Origin of the sequence: Bacillus sp. S71 (assembly GCF_016625265.1) — a bacterium.
GTDB lineage: Bacteria > Bacillota > Bacilli > Bacillales > Bacillaceae_G > Bacillus_A > Bacillus_A cereus.
Genome location: NZ_JACVUW010000003.1, coordinates 403,612 through 429,246, shown reverse-complemented (window position 1 = coordinate 429,246; position 25,635 = coordinate 403,612). Strand labels below are relative to the sequence as shown.

The following is a 25,635-nucleotide window of genomic DNA, read 5'->3' as shown; positions in this document are numbered from 1 at the left end:
TGAGCTTACGTGCTCATGACTTTTTCGTTTAAAAAATTTTTTTAAATAAATTATAAACTTTTTTTGAACTATCTTCGTTTAACTGATAGTACGTAAGGTTTACATCATCAGGAGTATCTTGCTGAGCAATCATCACTTCGCTGCTGTGATGATCAACTACCCATATGAAATATTTTTTATAAGTTCCATCCTCGAAAGTAATCCACATATCACAATCTATTAAGTCTGATCCTTCTTCATCTAATGTTAATTTACCTTTTTTTGCGGTATTCATACTGTTAATAAACGTTTTTAATTCATCTGTTTTTGTGAGAAAGATATCCTGTTTTGTTTTAATTGATTCTACATGTATATCTTTTATTTCCTGTTTTCCTAAAAAAACAGGGGGCTCATTTGGATCTCGCGAGCTTGAAATAATAGTAGCTTTCTTTTTCGGTTTATTTGCAGTATAGAGATCTTGAATAGATTTTCCCGAGTTTATAAACCATGCAATTCCAGAAATAATTAATATGCTACCTAGCAATAAAATAATTTTTTTAATAGGATTTTCTCCTCTCTATTACTTCGTGTGAAGAGCTTTTCTATTAATATATGATAGGTAAGCGTAAAGTATTATAGTTGAACTTGGTTATGCTTCACAGTTTTTATCGGGCGATCTATGAGTAAATTGTAAGTGAGCCCAATTAATACGAAAATGCCACCGATAACTTTACCAATTGAGAGTTCATTTGTCAGGAAGAAATCAATAATAGTCCCCGCAAATAATTGTCCGATAAAGATGAGTAATGTTAAATAAAAGGCTGATATTTTAGGAGTAATATAGTTGGATAATGAAATAACGATAACTCCTACTAATCCGCCTAAGTATACGGCGATAGGAATAGATTGCAACTTATGAATAGGGATATACAATGAATCTGAACTGAAAATTAAAAATAACATAGAGAAAAATAATCCAGTAATATAATTGAAAAACGTGCCTTCCCAGTTTCCAATTTCCTTTGCTAAATTCGCGTTAATAATTCTAGCAACAACGATAGAAACACCAGCTAAAATAGCGATCGTAATATATAACATTTTCTTGCCCCCATTAATAAATTGTCATGATTATAATTCCAGAAGAGATGAAACATAATCCAACTAGTTTTTTCTTTTCAAACTTTGCAACTTTCATTCCTAATAAACCGAAATGATCAATAACGATGGAAGCAATGGATTGACCGAGTAAACTTAATGCGATCGTAATAGAGGCACCAAGGACGGAGAAACTTATATTGTTAAAAAGAACAGTGAATACTCCAATCGCTCCAGCGCTATATAAAAAAAGTGAAATACCTTTATCGAAATGAATTTTATGTTTGTTTAAGATTAAAACGAAAATAACTGCAATTAAACCGACAAGGTGAATGACAACACTGGCTGTATACTTCCCAATTAACTCGGATAAAATTCCATTCAATGGAAGCATAACGGCGATGAGCACACCAATAAAGACAGAAAGAAAGTTATACAATGTAATATCCCCTTTATATTTCATATTTGTAATGACTGTATCATGCTGAAATTGTGTATTGTTATGACATATGTCATAGTGGAAGAAGAAAATTTTGATTACAATGGGGATGAGTTGTAAAGGTGGGGGACTATGAAGAAAATATGTAATTCAATTAAATTGGCAGAGTATATAAAGCAAAATAACATTGATTCATTTTTTACTAATAATATGAAACCATATATGGAGCTTATATTTTTTAAGAAGAATGAGTTTATTTGTAGAGAAAATGAAGAGATAGATTATTTATATTTCTTTGTTGAAGGAAAAGCGAAAGCGTTTAACACATTAAGTAACGGAAAATCGGTATTATTATGTTTTTACGATAGTTTGCAGTTACTTGGAGATGTGGAGTTAATTCATTCTCAAAGAATCACTTCAAACGTACAAGTGATGGCAGATTCGTATTGTGTGGGGTTACCTTTAGGAAAAGTGAGAAATAAGCTATTTCATGATGCGAAATTTTTAAGATGTATTTGCGGATCATTAGCACATAAATTAAACCGACTTTCCAAAAACAGTACAATTAATTTATTGTATCCACTTGAAAATAGACTAGCGAGTTACATGTTAGCAGCAGGGGAACGAGCAGTTCAGCATGAAAATAGAATTGTATTTAGTGGGAATTTAACGGAAACAGCGGAATTGTTAGGAACGAGCTATCGGCATTTGTTGCGCACATTAAATGTTTTTTGTGATAAAGAGATAATAAAGAAGAATGATGGTTGTTTTGAAGTAGTAAACGTGGAAGTTTTGAGAGAATTGGCAGCAGATGTTTATAAATAGGAGGAGAGTATAAATGATAACACCTATATTTAGAATTTTTGATATTGAAAAAGCAAAACTATTTTACTTAGGTTTTTTAGGATTTAAACTGGATTGGGAACATCGGTATGAGGAAAATATGCCATTATATTTGCAAATTTCGTTACAGGATGCTGTGATACATTTATCAGAACATCATGGTGATGCCTCACCAGGTGGTGCGATTCGGATCAAAATAGATGATGTAAAGGATTATCATTCTGTAGTATTAAGTAAAGAATATGCTTATTCGAAGCCGAATATAGAAAAAACACCTTGGGGTACAATTGAATTAACTGTAATTGATCCGTTTTCAAATAGAATTACACTATACGAGGAAAAATTGTAGAAATGGAATGAAGAGTAGTTCAAAGAGCAGTGAACTGCTCTTTTTTATTTTGAGTAGATATTGAATCATATAAAAAGAAAATGTTATGATTACGGAAACGTATGAATATATGAACAAGTATTCATACGTTTAAGAAGAGGAGGGATTAGAATGAAAGATCTAATTATTATTGGGGCGGGTCAAGCTGGATTAACAATGGGATATTACTTGAAGCAAGAAGGGTATAATTTTTTATTACTTGAGGCAGGAAAACGAGTTGGTGATTCATGGAGAAATCGATATGATTCTTTGCAGCTTTTTACCCCAAGGTCTTACAGTAGCTTGCCGGGTATGGCGTTAATAGGTGAAAAAAATGAATTTCCATATAAAGATGAAATTGCAACTTATTTAGAAGAATATGCAAGACATTTTCAATTACCGGTACAATTGCAAACGGAAGTTATAAAAATAAGAAAGGAGGAAGAAATATTTGAATTGCACACTCCTACAGAAATTTTACAATCGAAAAAAGTTATTATCGCATCAGGTGGTTTTCAGCAACCGTACATCCCCTCATTTTCACAACATCTTTCATCGCATGTTTATCAAATACATTCATCACAATATAAATCACCATCACAAATTCCTAAGGGAAAAGTACTAGTAGTAGGTGGAGGGAATTCGGGAATGCAAATTGTAGTAGAACTTGCAAAGACTCATGAAGTTACAATGTCTATTAGTCATCCTTTAACGTATTTACCGTTACATCTTTTTAGAAAAAGTATTTTCAATTGGTTAGAAGAATTGGGTTTATTGTACGCCGAAGTAAATACAAAGAGGGGGAAATGGTTTCAAAAGAGAAAGGATCCTATTTTTGGATTTGAAGGTAAGGAACTCATTCGTAATGGAGCAATACAACTACAGGAAAAAGTAGTAAGTGCATCAGAAAATAAAATTATGTTTCAGAACGGTGAAACATATAGTGCAGAAAGCGTTATATGGTCAACTGGTTTTGTTCAAAATTATAATTGGATTGAAATTGAACAAGCAGTGAATGAGAAAGGATTTCCTAATCATATAAAGGGAATAAGTCCAGTAAAAGGATTGTATTATATCGGATTGCCGTGGCAGTCTCAAAGGGGTTCTGCACTTATTTGTGGTGTAGGAAAGGATGCAGCATATTTGCTTTCTGAAATCAAAAAAATAGATCAGTAGCAGCGACTACTGATCATCCATATGTACATGAATTAGGAGAGGTCAAACATTTATTAACTTTATTATAATTGATTTTCATAAGAATAAAAACTGAAAATTCTAATTTTATGTTGAGAAAGTTTTTTGTATCGAAATATATGAAAGAATAGGGGGTTTTTAGTAAAAGGAAATATGATATTTATATTTTACTAAAGTGTGATATAGTCAATATAGGATTTATTTCCTTAAATTGGTTTTTGTAGTCATTACATTTTTAAAGCAGAAAGGAGAAGTAATTATGAAGTTTGATGATCAACGCTTACTAGGAGTCCGATTAGGTTCTGTACTTGTGACAGAGGAAAATCAATATTTAGTAATTAAGAAGAAAGATCATTATGCACTGTTAAATATACATAATTTAGAATGCACTCATGTTGAAGTGCAGTTAGAACATTTGGAAGAAATGTTGCGGGAAGATTTCCAAGAAAGTATAACGGAGATTATCGCACCAGAACATATAAAAATTGTTGCGAAAAATGTTATATAGATAAAGAAGCTGGAAGGAACAGCTTTTTTATTTTCATTATAAGGGTAACGTTTTTACAACCTCACCAATGATCCCTTCCATTTGATGAACACCTAAATCGGAATTGGTCATAATAACAGCACCATTCCCGCAGTATGGATAACAAACCATCATACATTGAAATCCAACGCCCCATCCGAGTGAATAAATCTGTAATTCTTCATTAGAATCATCTAGAAAAACACCTAATCCAGTCCATTTTGAGCAACCTTGAGGAGAAATCATGTCTATTACTAATTTTTGAGAAAGTTTTAGTTTGCCCTTTCCTTGTAAGGAATGAATGATTTCAATAACTAAAGCTGATAAGTCAGTTGGTGTTGTCCAAATACCTGAAGCAGCTGCGAATGGATAAAATGGATACTTCTCATTTGTTACAGTTCTATCTTTATTATGTCCGCAAGCAAAAACATCGGTTTTATCTATGTCTTTTGGAGAAAAAAGTGTACTATTTTTCATTTGTAATGGCTGGAAGATGTGTTCTTCTAATAACTGACTAAATGATCTTCCTGTAATATCTTCTAGTAGTAGTTCGATTATACAAAAGTTTGCGTCTGAGTAGTGAAATTCACTTTCTGGTTTATAAGTTACCTCTATAGGTACGGGGCAATATAGTGTTTTACCGGAAAGGAGCTCAGACATATTAGGTAAGCCTTTTGCAGGTGTATAATGTTCAAAACTATTAGGTGGATCAATGAGTCCAGATTGATGGCTTAATAAGTTTCTCAAAGTGATGCTTTTTTGTGAAGTAAATAGATTAGTAGGAATGTTCCAAGATGTGAGTTTATCATTTACGTCTTCGTCTAAATGCAAGATTTCTTGATCTGATAACATTAGTACGAGCATTGTAGTGATGAATTTGCTGATAGAACAAGAATTAAAGAGAGAATTTGTAGTAACAGCTCTAGTTGTTCCAGCTTCAAGTGTTCCAAAGGCAGTCGCTTCATCTAGTTTGCCATTACATATAACAGCGAGGCTTAAACCTGCAACGGAATATTGGTTCATTTTCTCGTATATATTGCTACTTTTTAAGTTCATGGTGACTCCTTTCTTTAAAGACAGAGTAGTATTTTTATTATACAGTAGTAAAAAAAAGAAAACACTTCGTCATTCACCAATGAAGTGTTTTCTTTTTTAGTTAGTTTGAAGTGAACTTTTGAAAAAATTTGTCTCGGTACATGTACATAACCCATGAGATTGTTATTAAAGAAATGATGATTTGTTTGTTTTTAATTGGTGCATTGAAAACAAGCCAACCAACTATATCAAATAACAAATGTAGCACGATTGAAAGAACTACAAATTGAAGTAACGTATTTAAAAATCTTTTCATAAAGTGTCCCCCTAAAATAATAGGTTTTATTAACAGTTTGATATAGTGATATTATACATTAAATGTTTAATGTGGTAAAATTTACATAAGTTAGTGGGATAAAGCAAATGAAAGTTAGTAAGGGGGAACATTCATGGAATTCTGGATGGTTATACTGATAGTAGCCTTTGGTTTCATTTATATCGCTGAAAAATTAACTACAATTGAAAAGAAAAATGATGCGCGTTTAAAGAGAATTGAAGATAGATTACAATTAATTACGAAAGAAATGGGAATTATAGAAAGAGAACCTGAAATTAATAAAGAACTACGCCAGCTTGTAGAAGAAGGCAAAAAAATTACAGCAGTTAAGAGAGTAAGAGAAGCTTTTGGTTTTTCCTTACTAGAAGCGAAGCAATATGTTGATAAATTATAAAAAAGATCATCCATTTGGGTGATCTTTTTTACTGCACCATGCGTGTATTTACATAAGCCGCGATTATAAAGTGTCCAATTAGAGTGATAGGAATAACGATTGTGACATTAGGCGTAGTGAAGACACTACCGATTGTCGCAATGACACCAGCAATTAAATTATAAAGACCTACTATTTTTGATAGTTTCACTTTATCAGGCACGCGGCGTTCGTTGAATCCTGATAAGAGCCAAGTGTACTGCTTTACTCCAATGAAATAAGCTAGTGCAAATGAAAGGATTGCCACTATGAATAATGATGGGGAAGCGAAGAGAGTCATTGCAAACACCTCCGTTAATGGGCTATAAATAAATTATAGTCCGAATGTTATAATTTAACAAAATATAATTTTAGTTTTAAGTGTAATAGAAAAATGGAGTATTGGTAATGAGGGGAGATTAAGTATGAATATTGTGGAGTTTCAGAGGTATGTATCAAATTTCAGTAAAGAAAAAGGATTTCAAGATACAACAATTGAAGAGCGTACGATATATACGATGGCGGAATTAGGTGAATTAGCGGAAGTCATATTAAAGCGTGATACAATACAAGATGCGAAAAGAGAAATCGGTTTAGAAATGTTTGATGTAATTTGGAATGTATGTGATTTAGCAAATAAATTAAATATTGATTTAGAGAAGGCGTTTGAAGAAAAAATGAAAATTAATAAAAAGCGCGAATGGTAAGTAGAATTTTAATTTGTAAAGATGGGTGATATGAATGAAAAAGAAGCTTATTATAGGAGGAATCTTTACTTTAATTAGTGTAATAAGTGTTGTCGTTTACTTAGTTTTTCAAGGCATATTCATTCCGAATCAAATAAGTGCTGATAAGTATGAAATAAAAGGTGTAGATGTCGCATCGTATCAAGGGGATATAGATTGGAGAGAGTTGGAAAAGCAAAATATGAAGTTTGCGTTTATAAAGGCGACTGAAGGAAGTTCGTTTGTGGATGAGTACTTTTCGAAAAATTGGAGGAATGCGAATAAGACAGATATGCGCATCGGAGCGTATCATTTTTTTAGTTTCGATAGTAAGGGTAAAACACAAGCAGAGCAATTTATACGAACTGTTCCAAAATATAAACAAGCACTGCCACCCGTGATTGATGTTGAGTTTTACGCTAACAAAAAAGATAATTCGCCTAAGCGTGAAGATGTTACGAAAGAGTTGGCGGTCATGATTGAAATGCTAGAAAAACATTACGATAAGAAAGTAATATTGTATGCAACGCAAGAGGCGTATGATTTATATATAAAGGATGCGTATCCAAAATGTAATATATGGATTCGTAGTGTTCTTACAAAACCGAGTTTATCTGATGAGAGAAAATGGACGTTTTGGCAATACACGAACCGCGGGAGATTAAGCGGTTATAATGGAAAAGAAAAGTATATTGATTTGAATGTATTTTATGGGAATGAGGAAGAGTTTGAGAATTATGGAATGGAAGATTAAGTTTTAAAGCGTACAAAATTTTGTACGCTTTTTTGTTAATTACATAAAAGTATGCAAATGAAGATGGAACAAACATTTGAGATGAATTGTCTAATATAGGTAATAACTATTTAGCTTGAAAGAAAGGGTTGATAACATGAAAAAGAATACGTTGTTAAAAGTAGGATTATGTGTAAGTTTACTAGGAACAACTCAATTTGTTAGCACGATTTCTTCTGCACAAGCATCACAAAAGGTAGAGCAAATAGTAATCAAAAATGAGACGGGAACCATTTCAATATCTCAGTTAAACAAGAATGTATGGGTTCATACGGAGTTAGGTTATTTTAATGGAGAAGCAGTTCCTTCGAACGGTCTAGTTCTTAATACTTCTAAAGGGTTAGTACTTGTTGATTCTTCTTGGGATAACAAATTAACGAAGGAACTAATAGAAATGGTAGAAAAGAAATTTCAGAAGCGCGTAACAGATGTCATTATTACACATGCGCACGCTGATCGAATTGGCGGAATAACAGCGTTGAAAGAAAGAGGCATTAAAGCGCATAGTACAGGATTAACCGCAGAACTAGCAAAGAACAGTGGATATGAAGAGCCGCTTGGAGATTTACAAACAATTACGAGTTTGAAGTTTGGCAATACAAAAGTAGAAACGTTCTATCCAGGGAAAGGACATACAGAAGATAATATTGTTGTTTGGTTGCCACAATATCAAATTTTAGCTGGAGGCTGTTTAGTAAAATCTGCGGAAGCTAAAGATTTAGGAAATGTTGCGGATGCGTATGTAAATGAATGGTCTACATCGATTGAGAATGTGCTGAAGCGATATGGAAATATAAATTCGGTAGTACCTGGTCATGGAGAAGTAGGAGACAAGGGATTACTTTTACATACATTGGATTTATTAAAATAAGAAATTGTAGAAATACAAAAGAAAGGAGAAATAATTTTCTCCTCTCTTTCTTCTAACTATATTTAAATGCTGAATCTGTCGATTACGTCAGCGTATATTACTGAGATTTTAATTCCAAGTATACAAATACTAGTACTGTCATAATTGCAATAACAACGTAAGTAGCATCAAGCATTATAAGTGTTTTTAAAGTTTCAGTCATCGTAATTCACCCCTGTTATAAAAATATAACATGATCTTTTTATTGATTAGATTAGAGATCATAAAGATAAAATGTATATGAAATTTCTTAAGTAGCTTCTATATAAATATATCATATAAATAATGTAAGTAATGTTAAGATAGTGTAAATGTATTGTAAATAAAGAGGTTTACAATGAAGGCTTTAATAAAAAAATGATAGTTCCTTAAAATAAAAAATACGCTATTTTCATATGAGATGAATTGCAATTATTTGTATAAGGGATTCAAAAAAATTTTTTCGTTGTATATATTTCTCCAAATTAATTATTTAGCTATTTAAAAGTATCGAAAGATGTGTGCACACTAATGTATATTTTTTGGATGTCAATAAAAGTATTATGTCAACAATATGAACTGTCACAAATCTTTATATATTATTGTGATTGATATCACATCACTTTTTTTCAATGGGTATTATGCTTAAGGTGTAATGAATGATTGGGAGAGGGTGGGATGATATGTTTTGTTATCAATGTGAACAAACGCCAACAGGCGGATGTAAAGTAATGGGTGTTTGTGGCAAGAATGAAACGATTGCGAGTTTACAAGATACGATTGTGTTTGGGCTAAAAGGAATTGCAGCTTATCGCACACATGCTGCTCAGCTAGGGTATACGGATGCATTTGTAGATGCTACAACACAAGAAGCTTTATATATGACATTAACAAATTCTAACTTTAACGAACAAGAGCATATTGATATGGCTATGAAAGTTGGGAAATCAGCTTTACGGGTGATGGAGTTATTGGATGAGGCACATACGAATCATTTTGGTGTGCCAGAGCCTGTACAAATTACACAAAATCGTGTAGAAGGTAAAGCAATTGTAGTTACGGGCCATAATTTATTTGCATTAGAAGAACTATTAAAGCAAACAGAAGGAAAAGACATTAATATTTATACGCATTCTGAAATGCTACCAGCACACGGATACCCGCAGCTGAAAAAATATAAACATTTAAAAGGAAACATCGGTAAGGCATGGTATGATCAAAGACGCCTTTTTGAAAAATTTACTGGTGCCATATTAGCTACAACGAACTGTGTTATGCCAATTAAAGGCTCGTACTCTGATCGATTCTTTTCATATGACATTGCAGGTTTAGAAGGTGTACAAAAAATTGAAAATGATGATTTTACACCATTGATTCAAAAAGCACTAGAACTTCCAGAAGTACATATGGAGTCGGATGAACAGTTAGTGACAGGGTTTCATCATAATACAGTATTATCATTAGCTCCAGAAATTATTGATGCAGTAAAAGAGGGGAAGATAAAGCGTTTCTTTGTTATCGCCGGTTGTGATGCACCGGGAAAAGGCGGAGAATATTATCGTGAATTAGCAACGTCACTTCCGCCAGAAACGGTTATTTTAACAACTTCTTGCGGGAAATTCCGCTTTAATGATGTGGATTACGGTGTTGTACCTGGTACGGAAATTCCGCGTTACATTGATTTAGGACAGTGCAATAATTCAATTTCTACAGTGAAAATAGCGGCTGCTTTAGCTGATGCTTTTCAATGTGAAGTGAATGAATTGCCAGTAAGTATTGTACTATCATGGTTTGAACAAAAAGCGGTTGCCATTTTACTAGGGCTATTTAGTCTTGGGATTCAAGATATTCGCATCGGTCCAAAGGCTCCTGAATTTATTTCACCTGGCGTGCTTGATGTATTACAAGAAACATTTGGTTTAAAACTAATTACAAATGCAGCAGAAGATATGGCTATGATGTTATCGTAATAAAAAATGATCTGTCTTATTAATAAGAAGAGCTAGCCATATTCATTAACTTTGGTATAGTATAGCGCCCCAAAATAAAAATGTAGAATTTTTGTTTTGGGGTATTTTCTTTTCTTAGTGGGATAGGTATGGGGCAAAATAAAAAAAGAAAATAGGCTGTATCGAATAGGTAATAGTTGATTTTAGAAAAAATATTAAAAATCGAGTTGACATCCATCACTACTTAGTCATACGATGTACTTGTAATAAGCAATACTGAGTAGTGTTGCTTCTCAAAATATTTTCAGTAGACAATAGGTAATAGCGGATTTTAGAAAAAATTTAAAAATCAGTTGACATCCATAACTACTTAGTCATACAATGTAGATGTAATAAGTGATACTGAATAGTTCGGATTCACAAAAACTGTTCAGTAAAAAATTCGCCTTAGTACTCTGTGATACTGAATATAAGTCAGACAGAATAGGGGGTAAAGGAGGATCAGGACATGGAAAATTTAACTGAAATGCTGAAAGGTTCACTGGAAGGGTGTGTACTGGAAATCATTAGTCGCCGTGAAACGTATGGCTATGAGATTACCCGCCACCTGAATGATCTTGGGTTTACCGAAGTTGTGGAAGGTACGGTGTATACCATCCTCGTACGATTAGAGAAGAAAAAGCTTGTGAATATTGAAAAGAAACCATCAGATATGGGACCGCCTCGTAAGTTTTATTCATTAAATGAAGAAGGCCGCCAGGAGCTTGAATTGTTTTGGAAAAAATGGGATTTTGTATCGTCAAAAATTAACGTCTTGAAGTCAAAATAGGTTCATAAGATAAAATGTTCCGGCCGATATTTTGAGAATTTCTTGTTCGGTTTTATAAAAAAGGAGGAAAATAAGATGTTAGAAATGTTCAAAAAGTTAATTGGTGATAAAAAAGAGTACAAAATGATGATGGCACGAGTTGAGGCTCTGCCAGAGGACTACCAATTTGTATTTAAGAAAATTCAAAACTACATGTGGAATTTTTCAGCGGGTAACGGGATGGATATGTTACACATACAGTATGAATTAATCGATTTGTTCGAAGCGGGTGCAGCGGAAGGAAGACAAGTGCTTGACATTACTGGGGATGACGTGGCTTCCTTTGCTGACGAACTAGTGGCAAATGCTAAAACTTACGTCTCCAAGTATCGTGAAGATTTGAATGAAAGTATTATGAAGAAATTGAGAAAAAAATAAATGGAATAAGTAGTACCGACTGATTAGCTGGTTACACATATGAATTGCCATCATAGCTATTCAGTTATATTTTTAACTCGGTACTAAGTAATACAGAATATCAGTGATACTAAATAGATAGAGGTAAATAAATAGTCTTCGCAAAACATTTTTATAGGGAGGAAAAAAGTATGAGTCATGCAGCGATTTCTGTAAAAGGCTTGAAAAAATCCTTTAAAGACAAGGAAGTTTTAAAAGGGGTAGATTTTGAGGTGCAGCGTGGAGAAATTTTCGCGCTGCTAGGCTCAAATGGAGCTGGAAAGACGACAACGGTTAACATCCTTTCGACGCTAATGAAGCAAGATAGCGGTGAAGTAAGTATTTGCGGATTTGATGTACAGCGTCAACCAGACCATGTTCGTCAAAGTATCAGTTTGACAGGGCAGTTCGCAGCTTTAGACGGTATGCTGACAGGGAGGGAAAACTTGATAGTGATCGCCAAATTACGTGGTGTTTCCAATCCCGCTCAAGTTGCTGACAATCTACTTGCAAGATTTAGCCTGACTGATGCGGCAAACCAAAGGGCAGATCAGTATTCAGGCGGGATGAAGCGCCGGCTTGATGTCGCGATGAGTTTAATTGGGGCGCCAGCAGTTATTTTTCTTGACGAACCAACGACTGGACTTGATCCTGAAGCGCGAATCGAAGTGTGGGATACAGTCAAGGAACTTGCCGGTAGCGGCACAACGATTTTGCTTACGACTCAGTACTTGGAAGAAGCAGAACAACTGGCAGACCGTATCGCTATTTTGCATGGCGGAAAAATTATTACGACAGGTACTCTTGCTGAACTAAAAGAGATGTTCCCGCCAGCAAAAGTGGAGTATATCGAGAAGCAACCGACATTGGAAGAAATATTCCTTTCGATCATTGGCAAAAAGGAGGAGATGTAAATGAAAAGTAAAACAGGTGTATTACTAGGTCGTTTAATGCGTAACATTATGCGCAGTCCGGATACAATTATTACAGTAGCGATTACACCGATTATGATGATGCTATTATTTGTCTACGTGTTTGGCGGCGCAATAAAAACTGGAACGGAAAACTACGTTAATTATTTATTGCCGGGAATTTTGCTAATGGCTATCGCATCCGGTGTAGCTTACACTTCCGTGCGACTCTTTACGGATGTAAAGAGTGGGCTGATGGCACGTTTCATTACGATGCCTATTAAGCGCTCATCCATATTGTGGGCTCACGTTTTAACCTCTCTAGTTGCTAATGTACTTACTATCGGGGTGGTTATTCTTGTTGCACTCTTAATGGGCTTTCGTTCCAGTGCTAATATTCTAGATTGGCTCGCGGTAGCTGGGATACTTGGGATGTTTACGCTGGCGCTAACATGGCTAGCTATCATTCCAGGATTGAAAGCGAGGTCTATGGAAGGGGCGACTGCTTACTCGTACCCGCTAGTTTTTCTTCCATTTATTAGTTCGGCCTTTGTACCTACCGAAACGATGCCAAAAATTGTTCGTGTGTTTGCGGAGAATCAGCCTGTAACTTCAATCGTGAATGCGATTCGTGCTCTTTTATATGAAGGAACTGTTGGTAACGATATTTGGATTGCGCTCGCTTGGTGCGTAGGTATAATGGTCATCTCTTACTTTTTCGCCAGTAAAGCATTTAAACGTCAGTTAGGGTAAGAAACGTGATAAACGAAACCTTCAGGAATAATATATATTTAGAAAAGCACGGGAGATTTTCCGTGCTTTTATTATTTATCATGCTCTCATTGTAGTAAATGAAATGGTATTTAAAAATAGGATAATTATCCAGTGATAAAGCTTAATATTTGAGGCTCACTGCTTATGGGATGTATAAGCACACTCGTTTTTGTAAATCTGCTAATACTTCATCGGGTATTTCTTTGATTTTAATATCCTTCCCTAGAAAAAGCAGCCAATTTATTATTTCCGTCACTTCATCGGGATTGTTAATATTGATAAAAGTTTTTAAAATGGCTGTGGATTGGTAAGGATTAGTATAAGATATTGAAATTTTTAAAGGATGGTATTTTTTGAACTGGGCAATTGCTGTCGGACCAAGTTCAAATACAAGGTTAATTGCTTCGTCCTTCTTACTTAGTTTTTCTAAAATCTTTTTCTTATTTAGCCTTTTGTTCGTCGTGTATGGTTCGATATTAATGAGATCATCGACAGGAAACATCATCTTCTTTTCTTTTTTTAAGTCAAACCCTTCAATGATCCAATGGCTTTTTTCTTGATAAAGGTGCAATAGATAAATTGGATAAGACTTGATTTCTTCATCTTCTTTCATAGTAATCAATAAATGGTTATCCAAAAGAAGGATTTGAATGAGTTTTTCTAACATAGGATGGGGGAGATCAGAAAGCTCAAGTAGATCGGGATTATGAGGGTTAGTCCCTTGGAAAAGCAAGAGTTGATTTAAAAGAACGAGATCATCTTGCTGGGTTTCTGAGATGAGTCCTAGTAGTTTTTCGGCTAAAGATTGACGACTCTTTAGGTAGGGAAGTTGTTGATTCCTCGTAGCCATAAAGGCAATAAAAAGAGCTTTCACTTCATTATCAGTAAAGCGAACAACGGGCAGGATAGAGTTGTGCATAACAAAATATCCCCCAGTCCTCCCAACTTCAGTGACAAGTGGCATTCCCATAGCTTCAATTTCTCTAATGTCTCTAATAGCTGTCGACCGTGATATGTTAAATTCTTGTATGATTTCAGAAATTGTAAAGTGGGAGCGGTTGTTGATATACCGCATAATTGTATTAATCCGTTCAACTTTTTTCATTTTAGTCTCCTAAACAGTATCATTTTTTGACATGGTTTAAAGGTATTATAAACGTATCAGATGAAAAGATAAATCGTTTGATTAATAAAACAAGAGGCAGGTTTTGCAAATGAAAAATTATACTATAGAAGAAAAAGATAGCTTTATTGTGTTAGGTATTGGAACTGAAATTAAGAGTGAATACACAGACTTTGCTGGAATAAATAAAGAAAAGGAAGACTTTTGGTCGGCTGTTAAAGAAGATGGAAGGCTGGACACTTTAAAAGCTTTAGCTACAAATGAATACATTTTTTCCGTGAGCGAAGCGGTGAATAACAAAATGATGTATTATGCGGGTGTCATGACAGAAGCACAAATAGAAGAAGAATCTAGAGTGATTCAGTTTCCGAGGGGAGAATACTTAGTAGTGAAAGGGGAAGACAAAACGGCTAAAGAGCTAAGTAATAAGCTTACTGGCATCGCCTTCGGTCAAGCTTTACCAGAAGCAAAGGATTTTGCCTATGTTGGTGGACCGAATACAACGGTTGAGATGGGACAGAGAAATGGCTTAGTATTTGGTGAAATGTGGATTCCGGTTGTTAGGAAGTAAAGTGATAAAAGGTGCGAATATGGAAAGTAGAGGCTAACGATCTTGTATTGTTGGCCTTTTTGAAATGAATATAATATTCATATACTGCTACACAGTATGTTCTGATAAAATGGAATAAAAGGGAATTCCTGTAAGGTGGTGGCAGATTGAATAAAAAAAGATTATTTGAGCTATTCATAGTAACGTTTGTTTTTCTATTCCTTCATGTAAGTACATTTACTAATGAAAAATTTAACGATAAATTGGGATCTTTTACTTACATTGTTTTATTTCTTATGCTTACTATCAACGCTATATTTATAGAAAGGTATTTTGGTGATATACAAAAGTGGATTCGAAATATTACATGTTGCTTTGCTTTATTCGTAGTGGTTTTAGTAGCTCTATGGATAGGTTATTTTTAGTCCTTACTTAAGAGAATGAGAAATATGTGATTACACTACATTTGATCCGATACTATTACTTAGCTGCATCGGTTTATATTAATCTTTTCTCTCCTCAATCATGATAAAATGTACAATAGGAAATTTTATGTAAGATAAAGAAGGAAGGTTTACGGTCAGCCTGAGTACTTTGCTAGCTTTTGCGCTTGTTTCACTTAGTATGGTGAGCCTATTTTGATTTATCTTATTTCTCATTCCATTACACAGGGGCGTATGGCAGGATTTATTTTTTTATTAAGCATCATGCTTGGATTTGTAATTCATATAAATGAAGCAACTTTAGTATTCACTCAAAAATCCATTGTCTATGAAACAACTAGATTTGTAAACGGCTTTAATAGAAAGATGTCTATTGTATTTTTTGCGGCAAGATTAAATAGCTTTTTTGTTACTTTACAATAAAGTATACTTAATATCAGTAATTCATGTAATTAGGGGTGGTTTCTATATTTAGAGAAAATACAAAAAGGATACTTCTGTCATTAGTAACAAATCCAATACTAATAATTGTATATGGGATTTTTTGTTATGAGTTGGCCTTATACTGTAAGTACGGAAGAATGAATTATAATATTTATATTATGTTATTATGTATAGTACTTTTTATATCCATAACTGCATTTACTACAATGCGGGTGATGAAAAATAGAGAATATAAATCTAAAAAATTAACTAATTCAATAGTATGGAGATCCATTTCTATTATCATTATTGTTACAATTACATCATTTTATGGGATGCAGATTTATAAAAGTGCAATAAATTACAATGGCAAATTGGCATGGTTTATAGAAAAGTTAAAACATGAAAGGTCAGTTAAACTTAAACATAATAATATATATAAATCTGGAGTAGAAGGTATTTTTGAAGATATAAATAAAAAATATCCTTTGCCAAAGAAATTGTATATGGCAACTGATTTTGATCTTACATTTCATTCAGATGGAACAATCACAGCGTTTGATACATTTGTTTATGGGAAAAATGTTGATGGGAAAGAAGAAACTTATTTAATCTCTTATAATAAGAAGAAATCAGAGGATATTACTATAATACGAGATGGATATGCAAAGCCTGATTATAATGATGATAAATTAGTAGAACCTTTAATTAAAACGGTTAAGGCGATCCCAGTTAAGCAAACGGTCAAAAAATGGAATGAAAGTAAGTATGGGTTGATTTATTATGGAAAAAGGAATTGGGGATCCAATACAGAGGGAATTATTAATATTACTGAGGATGGTAAGGGGCAGAGTCTTAAAAAAGCAGCTTCTGATATCATTGGATATACTGTATCTATATTTGTCCCTGGAAAAGAGCAAGAGCTAGTCCCTGCTAGATATAATTTAATAAGTGACGCAAGTTGGAGTAAATCAAAGACGCCTCCAAAAGAAGATATGCTTAAAGAGAAGAAACAACAAGATTTAAAGAATGAAAAAGAACAGTTTTTCCTATCGAAAGAAGTTGGTTATAAACTAAATATGACAGATAAAGCATTAGGGAGCGCCTTTTATTCATTAAGCAAGACTAGTGATGAAGGGAAAACATGGGAGGTTATCAATCCAGACCCATTTAATGGGGGGATTGGTAGTGTATCAGGAATCACTTTTATAAATGATAAACTTGGGTTTTTAGGAGCAATTAGGCCTTCTGGTAATGAAGGAGAGTTATATCGCACAGATGATGGGGGAGTATCTTTTAAAAAGGTAGAATATCCGCCGCATGAAGTGAAATTAGATCATACACAGTCCACAATAAGTCCTTTTGATTCACCTAGTATGCCATATGAGAAAGATGGGGTTTTTAATATGTTAGTTGGACAAGGGGCAGATGGAGACTACAATGGCGATAGTAGTGCACTTTATCAATCAAAAGATAACGGAGAGACATGGGAATTTGTAGAAGAAGTGAAAAAGAAATAATCAGAATTTTTTTTGAAAAATAAGGTAACTACTCAGCTATACATTTTATTTAGAAGTTTGGTAAGGGGTATAATTCCAGCCATGAAGATAAAAATGGACCTATACCTCGCTGCCTTTCTTTGTTTTATTTCTTATGCTTACTATCAACGCTATATATAGAAAGGTATTTTGGTGATATACAAAAGTGGATTCGAAATATCACATGTTGTTTAGCTTTATTTGTAGTGGTTTTAGTAGCTCTATGGATAGGGTACTCTTAGATCCTTACTTAAGAGAATGAGAAGTATGTGATTACAATACATTCGATCCGATAATATTACTTAGCTGCATCGTTTTATATTAATCTTTTCTCTCCTCAATTATGATAAAATGTACAATAGGAAATTTTATGTAAAATAAAGGGGGAAGGTTTATGGTCAGCTTGAGTACATTGGTAGCTTTTGCAATTGTTTCGCTTAGCATGGTTTGTTCACCTGGGCCTAATATGATTTACCTCATTTCCCGTTCCATTACGCAAGGACGTATGGCGGGATTTATTTCTTTATTGGGCATCATGCTCGGATTTGTAATCTATATAATCGCAACTATGTTTGGACTTACAGTTCTATTCGTTGCTGTTCCCGCTGTATATGAAGCAGTAAAGTGGGCAGGTGCTGCTTACTTGCTCTGGCTCGCCTGGAATTCGATTAAACCGGGTGCTACATCTATTATGGAACCTCGTATGATTTCTAATGAGCCACCAAGGAAATTATTTCTGATGGGACTCATGACGAATCTTCTGAATCCAAAGATTGCTATTTTGTATGTATCACTTCTACCTCAATTTGAAGATCCAGAGAAGGGATCGTTGCTTTTTCAAGGTGCAGTTTTGGGGCTTACGCAAATCACTGTTAGCTTTATAGTTAACCTTGTAATTGTATGTACAGCAAGTAAAATTGCAAAATGGTTTGGCACACGCCCGACGTGGCTACGAGTACAGCGTTGGCTTATGGCAAGTGTTTTAACGGGGCTTGCTGTACGTCTTGCTTTTGAACGTCGACAGTAAGAGCTTCTTTACCGTCAGTTTCTATAATATAACCTAATAAATATTAATATAATTTATGTATAGTAGATATTTACCTTATAAAATAAGGGGGAATATTATGACTGAGACAAACGAATCTTCAGGAGTTAATTTGAAAAAAGATGTGAAGTTTTCTATTATAATTCCTGCACACAATGAAGAAAAGTACATTAGAAAATGTTTAGATTCAATTGCAAAGGCATCAGAGGCATATAAAGAGCAAACGGAAGTTATAGTTATTTTAAATCGTTGTACAGATAAAACAGAGGAAATAGCAAAATCTTATAATTGTATTACATTGAAAAATAACGATAAAAACTTATCTAAAATTCGAAATGCAGGGGCTAAAATAGCTAGTGGAGAAATAATCGTTACTATAGACGCTGATACCATAATGACAGAGTCTATGTTGTTTAATGTGGATAAATATTTAGCTTCAGGTACATACATTGGTGGTGGGGTGAATGGTAAGTTTGAAAGAATATCTTTAGGAATATTTCTCTCCGCAATGTTAATCATAATCCCCTTACTTTTTAAGTACGGAGTTATATCTGTAGGGATTTTTTGGTGCTATAGAAAAGACTTTATGGCAATCAACGGATTTAATGAAAACATGCTTATGGCAGAAGATGCAGATTTCGCTAAACGTTTAAAAGAGTGGGGAAAGAAAAATAATAAGAAATTCGGTACTATTAAAAATGGAATGATAACTTCATGCAGAAGATTTGATACATATGGAGACTGGACTTTACTTAAAAATCCAAAAGTAATTTTAGCTTATCTAAAAGGAAATGATAGAAAATACGCAGATAAGACATATTATGATAACCAAGAAAGATAAAAATGGAGAAAATCAGAAGAGGATAGCTAGTACTTTTTTAGATATAATGAGAATCCAACTTAATTTAATAGATATTATAAGAAAACCACCAATTTGATTATCCTTTTTCAAATTGGTGGTTTTTATTTTTGAAATAAATATGTATTTTTTTATAAAAATATTTTTTGACCCCCATAAAACTATGTATTCCTCCGAATATGTATAGTGAAGAAAATAAATAGAAGAAAAATGACTATGAAAGAATATAGAAGCATTAATAAAATTACTAGATTAGGTGGGCATCCAAAATAAAAGGATGAAATTACCAATGGTATAGAGGAGAGTTATTCAAGGATTGCAGATAAAATAGAAAAAGAATAAGCAAAACGAACGGTAGAAAATAAGAAAGTAGATAAAAATACAAACCTAACTGTAGTGCCGAGAGAAAAGGAAAATCATTAAGAAAACGTTGGAAAAAGTTAGACTCGAAAAATATAACTAACAGCAAGAAAACAAGACCGAAGAAAAGTACCAAGAAAATCTGGTTAAATGGTCACTTGTGTAGTGGCCATTTTGCTATTTGAAGGAGGCTGGGAGATTACAAGTGTTGAGTTTAGTAATGAAGATCTTAAGAAAACCGAAAATAGAAGATATCGTATGTAACATACAAAACAACGAAGAAGATAAAGAAGCGTTTATCGTACAGTATCAGCCTTTTATTAGAAAATCAATCTCATCTGTCTGCCGCCGATATATTACAGAACAGGATGATGAATATAGCATTGGATTGTTTGCGTTTAACGAAGCAATTGAACAGTATTCATATACAAAAGGAAAATCCTTTTTAGCGTTTGCTGATCTTCTTATAAAAAGAGATGTAATTGACTATATACGTAAGGAGTCTAAACATAACTTTGTCTTTTTAAAAGAAGATGAGCAAGAGGAAATGTTAGAAATGCAAGTGTCGCTTACGGAGTATATGAAAGAGATGGAAAATAGTAACCGTAAGGAGGAAATTCTTCATTTTCAAAGTGTGCTAGCTGAGTTTAAAATCACATTCTCAGAGCTTGCTAAAGAATCTCCTAAGCATCGTGATACGCGTGAGCACTTAATAGAAATTGTAAAAATTATTATAAAAGAAGAGGAAATGATGGAAGAGCTGTTCCGAAAGAAAAAGTTACCGCTTAAACATATTGAACCGCGTGTTAGGGTAAGTCGTAAAACGTTGGAACGACATAGAAAATACATTATTGCAATGTGTATTATTTTTGCAAACAACTATACATATATTCTGGATTACATAAGAGGGGAAAAGCATGATGAATAAAGGAATTGTGATGGATATAAAAAAGCATAGCGTAGTTGTTTTAACACCAAATGGAGAGTTTATTACGTGTAAAAGAAAAGGGGATTCTTGCATGATCGGGGAGGAAATCTCATTTGATGAGCAAGAACAAAAAGCATCGCATTTTTCGATCCCTTCCTTTTTAAAACCTGCATCAATACTTGTTGCTTGTTTTCTATTTGCAGTGCTGTTTTTCTACAACCAACCAGAAGAAAAAGTATTTGCTTACGTCTCAGTTGATATAAATCCAAGTTTAGAGGTGAGCGTAACGAAGGATTTTCGTGTTATAGATTTACAGGCTTGTAATGATGATGGAAGGCGTATTTTAAAAGAATTGAAGCAATGGGAAAATAAACAATTACAAGAAGTAATACGTACTATTATAAAGCAAAGTCAAGAGGATAAGTATTTAACGAATGATAAGCAAGTTATGCTAACAGCAGTTGCAAAGGACAAGGCGCTAGAACCACAGTTAGAAAAGGCAATGAAAGAATTGAAGAAAGAATATGAGTTAAAACATATTACAGTTGAATATCAAAGTAGCACGATGCAAGTACGAGAGAATGCTAGAAAAGCTGGAATTGGCACAGGTGTCTATATAAAGCAAGAGAATGAGAAAAACAAATCGCTTACTCCTCCTGCCACGCCGCCTAATCCGGTGGAAAATGAAGAAGAGGTGCAATCACAGCCGGAGTCATCTCCTGATGCATCACTGGATTTATCTCCTGTAGACGAAAAAAAATATGAAAAGCAAGAGCAGAAAGAACAAAAGAAAACAGAGGAACAGCCATCGAAGCAAATAAAAGAAAACAATGGAAGAGGATCTCAGCAAGAAAATAGAGGGAATCAACAGGAGAATAAAAGTAGAGAAGCTCAACAAGGAAATAATGGGAATCAGCAAGGGAACAACGGAAGAGAATCACAACAAGGAAATAATGGAAATGGGCAAGGGAACAACGGAAGAGGATCACAACAAGGGAATAATGGAAATGGACAAGGGAACAACGGAAGAGGGTCTCAACAAGGAAATAATGGGAACGAGCAAGGGAACAACGGAAGAGGGTCTCAACAAGAGAATAATGGAAATGGGCAAGGGAACAATGGAAGAGATCCTCAACAAGGAAATAACGGGAATCAGCAAGGGAACAATGGAAGAGGATCCCAGAAAGAAAATGACGGAAACGAGCAAGGGAACAACGGTAGGGGGTCTCAACAAGAAAATAGAGGCCACCAGCAAGGGAATGAAAAGAAGAATCAATAGAATATGGAAGTGAGAGATTCATTTCAAAGCTAAAAGGATTTCTCTCGCTATTGTGGGCAGTAAAACTCCCATCTCAAAATTTGGCTGGAGCAAAGAAGTTAGGTGGGAGTTGGGCTGCTTGTAAATGCCCAATTGGTGAGGGCTGATTAAAGTTGCACTTTATTATTTTATAGTTCTATTAAGAAGGAGTATGTGAAAAATATAATGGAGAAAAACATTCAACAAGAGAAAGATAAAGAAAAACCTGTTTTTTATGATCCGAAAGGAAGGAGAAACATAGCCTTTATTTGGTTTCTATGTACCTCAATAGTTAGTGTAGGTGTTGTATTTTATTTTTTCTTTCAAAGTATTTTTTCAACACCAGAAATTCCAAATATGAATACCGCTGTACAACAAGATACTAAACTTGTACCAATTAATCAAAAACTTAGTGATCAGCAGTTAAAGAAGGAAGAATTTAACCCAAATACCGAAACGAAGGATAATGAAAATTTAGTGAATCCGCCGAAGGATAGTAAACAACCTAAAGAAGTGTATGGTTTTTATGTAAACTGGGATGAAAATAGTACCGCTTCTTTAAAAGAAAATATCGATTCCTTAACTACGTTAGTACCAGAGTGGTATCATTTAAAAGCAGATTTAACGATTAGAAGTGAGATCAAACCTGAGATAGTAAAGTTGGCAGAAAAAAATCAAGTGAAGATTATGCCTTTGCTTACTAACTATACTGAGGAAGCTTCTGGTCCTGATAGTGGGCTAATTCATAAGTTACTGAATTCCTCAAATGATGTAAAGACAAAGTTTATTAATGATTTAGTAAGCCAAGTTAAAAAGAATCATTTTTCAGGAATTAATATTGACTTTGAGGCCGTACCTGAAAGTGATAGAGAAAACTTAACAAATTTTATGAAAGAACTTACTACGGAATTTCATCAACATGATTTGCTCGTTACACAAGATGTTCCAGCTAATGATAAGGCTTTTGATTATAGTGCGTTAGCAAAAATAATAGATCGAATGATTGTAATGATGTACGATGAGCACTATGGAGCCGGGGAACCAGGACCAATTGCTTCAAATAAATGGTTCCAACATACATTGAAAGAACTGAATATTCCGTCTAATAAGCTTATAGTTGCTTTCGGTAACTATGGATATGATTGGCAAGTAAATAGTAAAGAAGCTGCGAAGTCTTTAACTTTCTCAGAAGTTATGGCAATGGCTCATGATTCAAATATGAAAATTCAATGGGATAAAATGAGTGGAAACCCTTATTTTAGGTATAAAACAGAAGGGAAAGAACATACTGCTTGGTTCTTAGACGGTGTAACTCTTTATAATCAAGTGAAAATCGCAATGGACAATAATGCAAAGGGATTTGCGTTATGGAGACTAGGAGCAGAAGACCCTACAATATGGAAAGTTTTAAAAAATCCGATTGAGGCACAAAAAAATCCTAATGTATTACATAAAATCAATAGTTTAGATGAAGTAAATTATTCTGGACAAGGTGAAATTTTACAGATTGAGAATGAAAGAAAAAATGGATTGAGAGATTTTAAAGTAGGCAAAGATGGTTACCTTACAGATGAAGTATATCAATCCTTACCATCTGCATATGAAGTGCAACGATATGGAAAACCAAATGGGAAACAAGTAGTATTAACATTTGATGATGGACCAGACCCGAAATATACGCCAGAAATTTTAGATATATTAAAAGAGAATCAAATAAAAGCTGCTTTTTTTGTACTTGGTGAAAACGCACAACTAAATACTAGTATTGTAAAAAGAATATACGATGAAGGGCATGAAATTGGCAATCATACTTTCAAGCATCCTAACATAGCTGATACGTCTTTACTACGAACGAAAGTAGAACTTAATACGACGCAACGTTTAATTCAGGAAGTAACTGGACATTCTACGGTTTTATTTAGACCGCCATATGAAGCGGATGCTAACCCGGATTCATCAAATGAAATATTGCCTATTTTACGTGCACAAAATATGAACTATACAATGGTAGCGGAAAAAGTTGATCCCGAAGACTGGGCAACACCATCAACAAATGAATTAGTAAAGCGTGCTCTTAATCCCATTTATAAGGGAGAGGGAAATATTATTCTTCTCCATGATGCGGGAGGGAATCGTACACATACAGTAGAGGCGCTCCCAATCATTATTAAAGACCTAAAAAAGCATGGATATAGTTTTGTAACAATTTCAGATTTAATGAATAAAGAACGAGATGAAATTATGCCTCCTGTTTCTTCTGAGGGGAAGCAATATTTACTTTACAATAAAGCTGTCTTTTCAGGAGCTGGATATTTTAAGCATATATTAACAACTATTTTTTATATTGCTATTGGATTAGGGATTTTTCGATTTTTATTCTTAATTTATTTTGCCTGGAAGCAGAAAAGAAAAACGTTATCTCGCTATATTAATTCGTCCTATCAACCTTTTGTTAGTGTTGTCATAGCAGCATATAATGAAGAAAAGGTGATAGCCAAGACGATTCACTCAATTTTGAATAGTAATTATAGAGAATTTGAAGTTATTGTTGTGGATGACGGATCGACAGATGGTACGTCAAAAGTAATGAAAGAAACATTTTATAAACACCCTAAAGTTCGTTTCATTCAGAAAGAAAATGGCGGGAAATCATCGGCAATGAACCTAGGGTTTCAACAATCGCGAGGAGAAATCATTGTCACTTTAGATGCGGATACTATTATTGCGCAAGACGCTATTTCTTTAATGGTTAGACACTTTGAAGATCAGAATGTAGCTGCAGTTTCAGGTAATGTCAAAGTGGGGAATAGACGGAATTTGTTAACTACTTGGCAACATGTTGAGTATATTACAGGGTTTAATTTAGAACGTAGAGCTTTTGATGAGTTAAATTGTATTACAGTAGTTCCAGGAGCTATTGGGGCGTGGCGCAAGAAGAATGTAGTTGAATCTGGATATTTAAGCGAAGATACATTAGCAGAAGATACCGATCTTACTATTACATTTTTACGTCAAGGGCATAGAATTGTATATGAAGAAAAAGCGCATGCTTTTACGGAATCACCTGAGGATGTGAAAAGTCTCATTAAACAGCGATATCGTTGGTCATATGGTACACTTCAATGTCTTTGGAAACATCGAAAAGCGTTGTGTAATTCAAAACATAAAACGTTAGGGTTTATTGCACTGCCTAACATGTGGTTATTCCAATATGTTCTGCAATTCATTGCTCCTTTTGCAGATATATTAATGATTATAGGACTATTTAGTAGTAATCCGCTAAAAGTTTTAGGATTTTATTTTGTATTCTTTTTAATGGATCTTCTCGCTTCTCTGTTCGCATTTAAATTAGAGGAAGAAAATCCGAAACCATTAGTATGGTTAATTTTACAACGTTTTATTTATCGTCAATTTATGACTTATGTTGTCATTAAATCTATATTCTCATCGCTTCGAGGAGTAGCGGTAGGGTGGAATAAACTAAAGAGACTGGGGAGTGTTAAACATTCCACGGAACATAAGGAGGCATCATAAAAG

At 34.1% G+C, this 25,635-nt stretch carries 28 protein-coding genes and 2 pseudogenes; 23 read left to right on the top strand and 7 right to left on the bottom strand.

Features of this window, described 5'->3' with window-relative positions:
• Nucleotides 1-28 precede the first annotated feature (28 nt).
• The 3 genes from IBT51_RS09130 to IBT51_RS09120 form a co-directional block, all read right to left on the bottom strand.
• Nucleotides 29-523 (bottom strand): hypothetical protein, encoded by a 495-nt coding sequence (locus IBT51_RS09130; RefSeq protein ID WP_000901530.1) that lies wholly within the window; start codon nucleotides 521-523, stop codon nucleotides 29-31.
• Between the two features lie 89 nt (nucleotides 524-612).
• The gene (locus IBT51_RS09125) at nucleotides 613-1,077 is read right to left on the bottom strand and encodes a DMT family transporter (RefSeq protein WP_000965811.1); all 465 of its coding nucleotides are present in this window, start codon (nucleotides 1,075-1,077) and stop codon (nucleotides 613-615) included.
• Nucleotides 1,078-1,090: 13 nt separating this feature from the next.
• Nucleotides 1,091-1,537: a DMT family transporter gene (locus IBT51_RS09120; RefSeq protein WP_140155581.1), complete on the bottom strand. Its 447-nt coding sequence runs from the start codon at nucleotides 1,535-1,537 to the stop codon at nucleotides 1,091-1,093.
• A gap of 108 nt (nucleotides 1,538-1,645) precedes the next feature.
• Here IBT51_RS09120 and IBT51_RS09115 point away from each other — a divergent pair, with 108 nt between their 5' ends.
• The 4 genes from IBT51_RS09115 to IBT51_RS09100 all read left to right on the top strand — a co-directional run bounded on the left by IBT51_RS09115 (nucleotide 1,646) and on the right by IBT51_RS09100 (nucleotide 4,425).
• Complete coding sequence (locus IBT51_RS09115) at nucleotides 1,646-2,338, top strand: cyclic nucleotide-binding domain-containing protein (RefSeq protein WP_000717647.1); 693 nt, start codon at nucleotides 1,646-1,648, stop codon at nucleotides 2,336-2,338.
• Between the two features lie 13 nt (nucleotides 2,339-2,351).
• Entirely contained in the window at nucleotides 2,352-2,705 is a 354-nt protein-coding gene (locus tag IBT51_RS09110) for a glyoxalase superfamily protein (RefSeq protein WP_000632406.1), read from the top strand.
• Nucleotides 2,706-2,855: 150 nt separating this feature from the next.
• Nucleotides 2,856-3,899 carry a flavin-containing monooxygenase gene (locus IBT51_RS09105; RefSeq protein WP_197241928.1) on the top strand — a complete coding sequence of 348 codons (1,044 nt, stop codon included), beginning with the start codon at nucleotides 2,856-2,858 and terminating at the stop codon, nucleotides 3,897-3,899.
• Between the two features lie 277 nt (nucleotides 3,900-4,176).
• Complete coding sequence (locus IBT51_RS09100; RefSeq protein WP_000666948.1) at nucleotides 4,177-4,425, top strand: hypothetical protein; 249 nt, start codon at nucleotides 4,177-4,179, stop codon at nucleotides 4,423-4,425.
• A gap of 36 nt (nucleotides 4,426-4,461) precedes the next feature.
• Here the strand turns inward: IBT51_RS09100 and IBT51_RS09095 are convergent, their stop codons facing one another.
• Nucleotides 4,462-5,499, bottom strand: a complete 1,038-nt coding sequence (locus IBT51_RS09095) for a serine hydrolase domain-containing protein (RefSeq protein WP_001050187.1) — start codon at nucleotides 5,497-5,499, stop codon at nucleotides 4,462-4,464.
• A 100-nt stretch (nucleotides 5,500-5,599) separates the two neighbouring features.
• The gene (locus IBT51_RS09090; RefSeq protein ID WP_000819660.1) at nucleotides 5,600-5,794 is read right to left on the bottom strand and encodes a hypothetical protein; all 195 of its coding nucleotides are present in this window, start codon (nucleotides 5,792-5,794) and stop codon (nucleotides 5,600-5,602) included.
• A 133-nt stretch (nucleotides 5,795-5,927) separates the two neighbouring features.
• On the opposite strand from IBT51_RS09090, the gene IBT51_RS09085 reads away from it, so the two are divergent.
• A complete protein-coding gene (locus IBT51_RS09085) occupies nucleotides 5,928-6,209 on the top strand; it encodes a hypothetical protein (RefSeq protein ID WP_000397721.1) in 282 nt (93 codons plus the stop codon).
• Nucleotides 6,210-6,237: 28 nt separating this feature from the next.
• Here IBT51_RS09085 and IBT51_RS09080 read toward each other — a convergent pair whose 3' ends face one another.
• Nucleotides 6,238-6,528: a DUF3784 domain-containing protein gene (locus tag IBT51_RS09080; RefSeq protein ID WP_071731224.1), complete on the bottom strand. Its 291-nt coding sequence runs from the start codon at nucleotides 6,526-6,528 to the stop codon at nucleotides 6,238-6,240.
• A gap of 124 nt (nucleotides 6,529-6,652) precedes the next feature.
• On the opposite strand from IBT51_RS09080, the gene IBT51_RS09075 reads away from it, so the two are divergent.
• From IBT51_RS09075 to IBT51_RS09040, 8 genes are all read left to right on the top strand, one after another.
• The gene (locus tag IBT51_RS09075) at nucleotides 6,653-6,934 is read left to right on the top strand and encodes a MazG nucleotide pyrophosphohydrolase domain-containing protein (RefSeq protein WP_071731223.1); all 282 of its coding nucleotides are present in this window, start codon (nucleotides 6,653-6,655) and stop codon (nucleotides 6,932-6,934) included.
• Nucleotides 6,935-6,968: 34 nt separating this feature from the next.
• The gene (locus tag IBT51_RS09070) at nucleotides 6,969-7,706 is read left to right on the top strand and encodes a glycoside hydrolase family 25 protein (protein WP_200458127.1); all 738 of its coding nucleotides are present in this window, start codon (nucleotides 6,969-6,971) and stop codon (nucleotides 7,704-7,706) included.
• A 136-nt stretch (nucleotides 7,707-7,842) separates the two neighbouring features.
• A complete protein-coding gene (bla2, locus tag IBT51_RS09065; RefSeq protein WP_200458128.1) occupies nucleotides 7,843-8,616 on the top strand; it encodes a BcII family subclass B1 metallo-beta-lactamase in 774 nt (257 codons plus the stop codon).
• Nucleotides 8,617-9,317: 701 nt separating this feature from the next.
• Nucleotides 9,318-10,604 (top strand): hydroxylamine reductase, encoded by a 1,287-nt coding sequence (gene hcp, locus IBT51_RS09060; protein ID WP_002094103.1) that lies wholly within the window; start codon nucleotides 9,318-9,320, stop codon nucleotides 10,602-10,604.
• A gap of 487 nt (nucleotides 10,605-11,091) precedes the next feature.
• Entirely contained in the window at nucleotides 11,092-11,412 is a 321-nt protein-coding gene (locus tag IBT51_RS09055; RefSeq protein ID WP_000429488.1) for a PadR family transcriptional regulator, read from the top strand.
• Between the two features lie 75 nt (nucleotides 11,413-11,487).
• Nucleotides 11,488-11,829, top strand: coding sequence for a DUF1048 domain-containing protein (locus IBT51_RS09050; protein WP_000891986.1), 342 nt, complete (start codon nucleotides 11,488-11,490; stop codon nucleotides 11,827-11,829).
• 170 nt (nucleotides 11,830-11,999) lie between these two features.
• Nucleotides 12,000-12,761 carry an ABC transporter ATP-binding protein gene (locus IBT51_RS09045; RefSeq protein WP_098678166.1) on the top strand — a complete coding sequence of 254 codons (762 nt, stop codon included), beginning with the start codon at nucleotides 12,000-12,002 and terminating at the stop codon, nucleotides 12,759-12,761.
• A complete protein-coding gene (locus IBT51_RS09040; RefSeq protein ID WP_098678165.1) occupies nucleotides 12,762-13,511 on the top strand; it encodes an ABC transporter permease in 750 nt (249 codons plus the stop codon).
• Nucleotides 13,512-13,674: 163 nt separating this feature from the next.
• On the opposite strand, the gene IBT51_RS09035 is transcribed toward IBT51_RS09040, so the two are convergent.
• Complete coding sequence (locus IBT51_RS09035) at nucleotides 13,675-14,637, bottom strand: helix-turn-helix transcriptional regulator (RefSeq protein ID WP_182813195.1); 963 nt, start codon at nucleotides 14,635-14,637, stop codon at nucleotides 13,675-13,677.
• 109 nt (nucleotides 14,638-14,746) lie between these two features.
• Here IBT51_RS09035 and IBT51_RS09030 point away from each other — a divergent pair, with 109 nt between their 5' ends.
• From IBT51_RS09030 to IBT51_RS08985, 10 genes and pseudogenes are all read left to right on the top strand, one after another.
• Nucleotides 14,747-15,226, top strand: a complete 480-nt coding sequence (locus tag IBT51_RS09030) for a GyrI-like domain-containing protein (protein WP_002195671.1) — start codon at nucleotides 14,747-14,749, stop codon at nucleotides 15,224-15,226.
• A gap of 146 nt (nucleotides 15,227-15,372) precedes the next feature.
• A complete protein-coding gene (locus tag IBT51_RS09025) occupies nucleotides 15,373-15,630 on the top strand; it encodes a DUF3963 domain-containing protein (protein WP_001036214.1) in 258 nt (85 codons plus the stop codon).
• A gap of 199 nt (nucleotides 15,631-15,829) precedes the next feature.
• Nucleotides 15,830-15,937, top strand: a pseudogene (locus IBT51_RS27005) (LysE family translocator); the annotation flags it as partial.
• 169 nt (nucleotides 15,938-16,106) lie between these two features.
• Nucleotides 16,107-17,591, top strand: a complete 1,485-nt coding sequence (locus tag IBT51_RS09015) for a WD40/YVTN/BNR-like repeat-containing protein (RefSeq protein ID WP_081366353.1) — start codon at nucleotides 16,107-16,109, stop codon at nucleotides 17,589-17,591.
• Between the two features lie 106 nt (nucleotides 17,592-17,697).
• A pseudogene (locus IBT51_RS09010) lies at nucleotides 17,698-17,851 on the top strand (DUF3963 domain-containing protein); the annotation flags it as partial.
• 152 nt (nucleotides 17,852-18,003) lie between these two features.
• A complete protein-coding gene (locus tag IBT51_RS09005) occupies nucleotides 18,004-18,636 on the top strand; it encodes a LysE family translocator (RefSeq protein WP_023522590.1) in 633 nt (210 codons plus the stop codon).
• Nucleotides 18,637-18,733: 97 nt separating this feature from the next.
• Nucleotides 18,734-19,495: a glycosyltransferase family 2 protein gene (locus tag IBT51_RS09000; protein WP_197241923.1), complete on the top strand. Its 762-nt coding sequence runs from the start codon at nucleotides 18,734-18,736 to the stop codon at nucleotides 19,493-19,495.
• Nucleotides 19,496-20,078: 583 nt separating this feature from the next.
• A complete protein-coding gene (sigI, locus tag IBT51_RS08995; protein WP_002082432.1) occupies nucleotides 20,079-20,801 on the top strand; it encodes an RNA polymerase sigma factor SigI in 723 nt (240 codons plus the stop codon).
• Nucleotides 20,791-22,080, top strand: a complete 1,290-nt coding sequence (locus IBT51_RS08990) for an anti-sigma factor domain-containing protein (protein WP_200458129.1) — start codon at nucleotides 20,791-20,793, stop codon at nucleotides 22,078-22,080. The genes sigI and IBT51_RS08990 overlap by 11 nt, the downstream gene beginning before the upstream one ends.
• A gap of 204 nt (nucleotides 22,081-22,284) precedes the next feature.
• On the top strand, nucleotides 22,285-25,632 hold the full coding sequence (locus tag IBT51_RS08985; protein ID WP_197241955.1) for a trifunctional glycoside hydrolase family 18/polysaccharide deacetylase/glycosyltransferase family 2 protein: 3,348 nt from the start codon (nucleotides 22,285-22,287) through the stop codon (nucleotides 25,630-25,632).
• Nucleotides 25,633-25,635 lie beyond the last annotated feature (3 nt).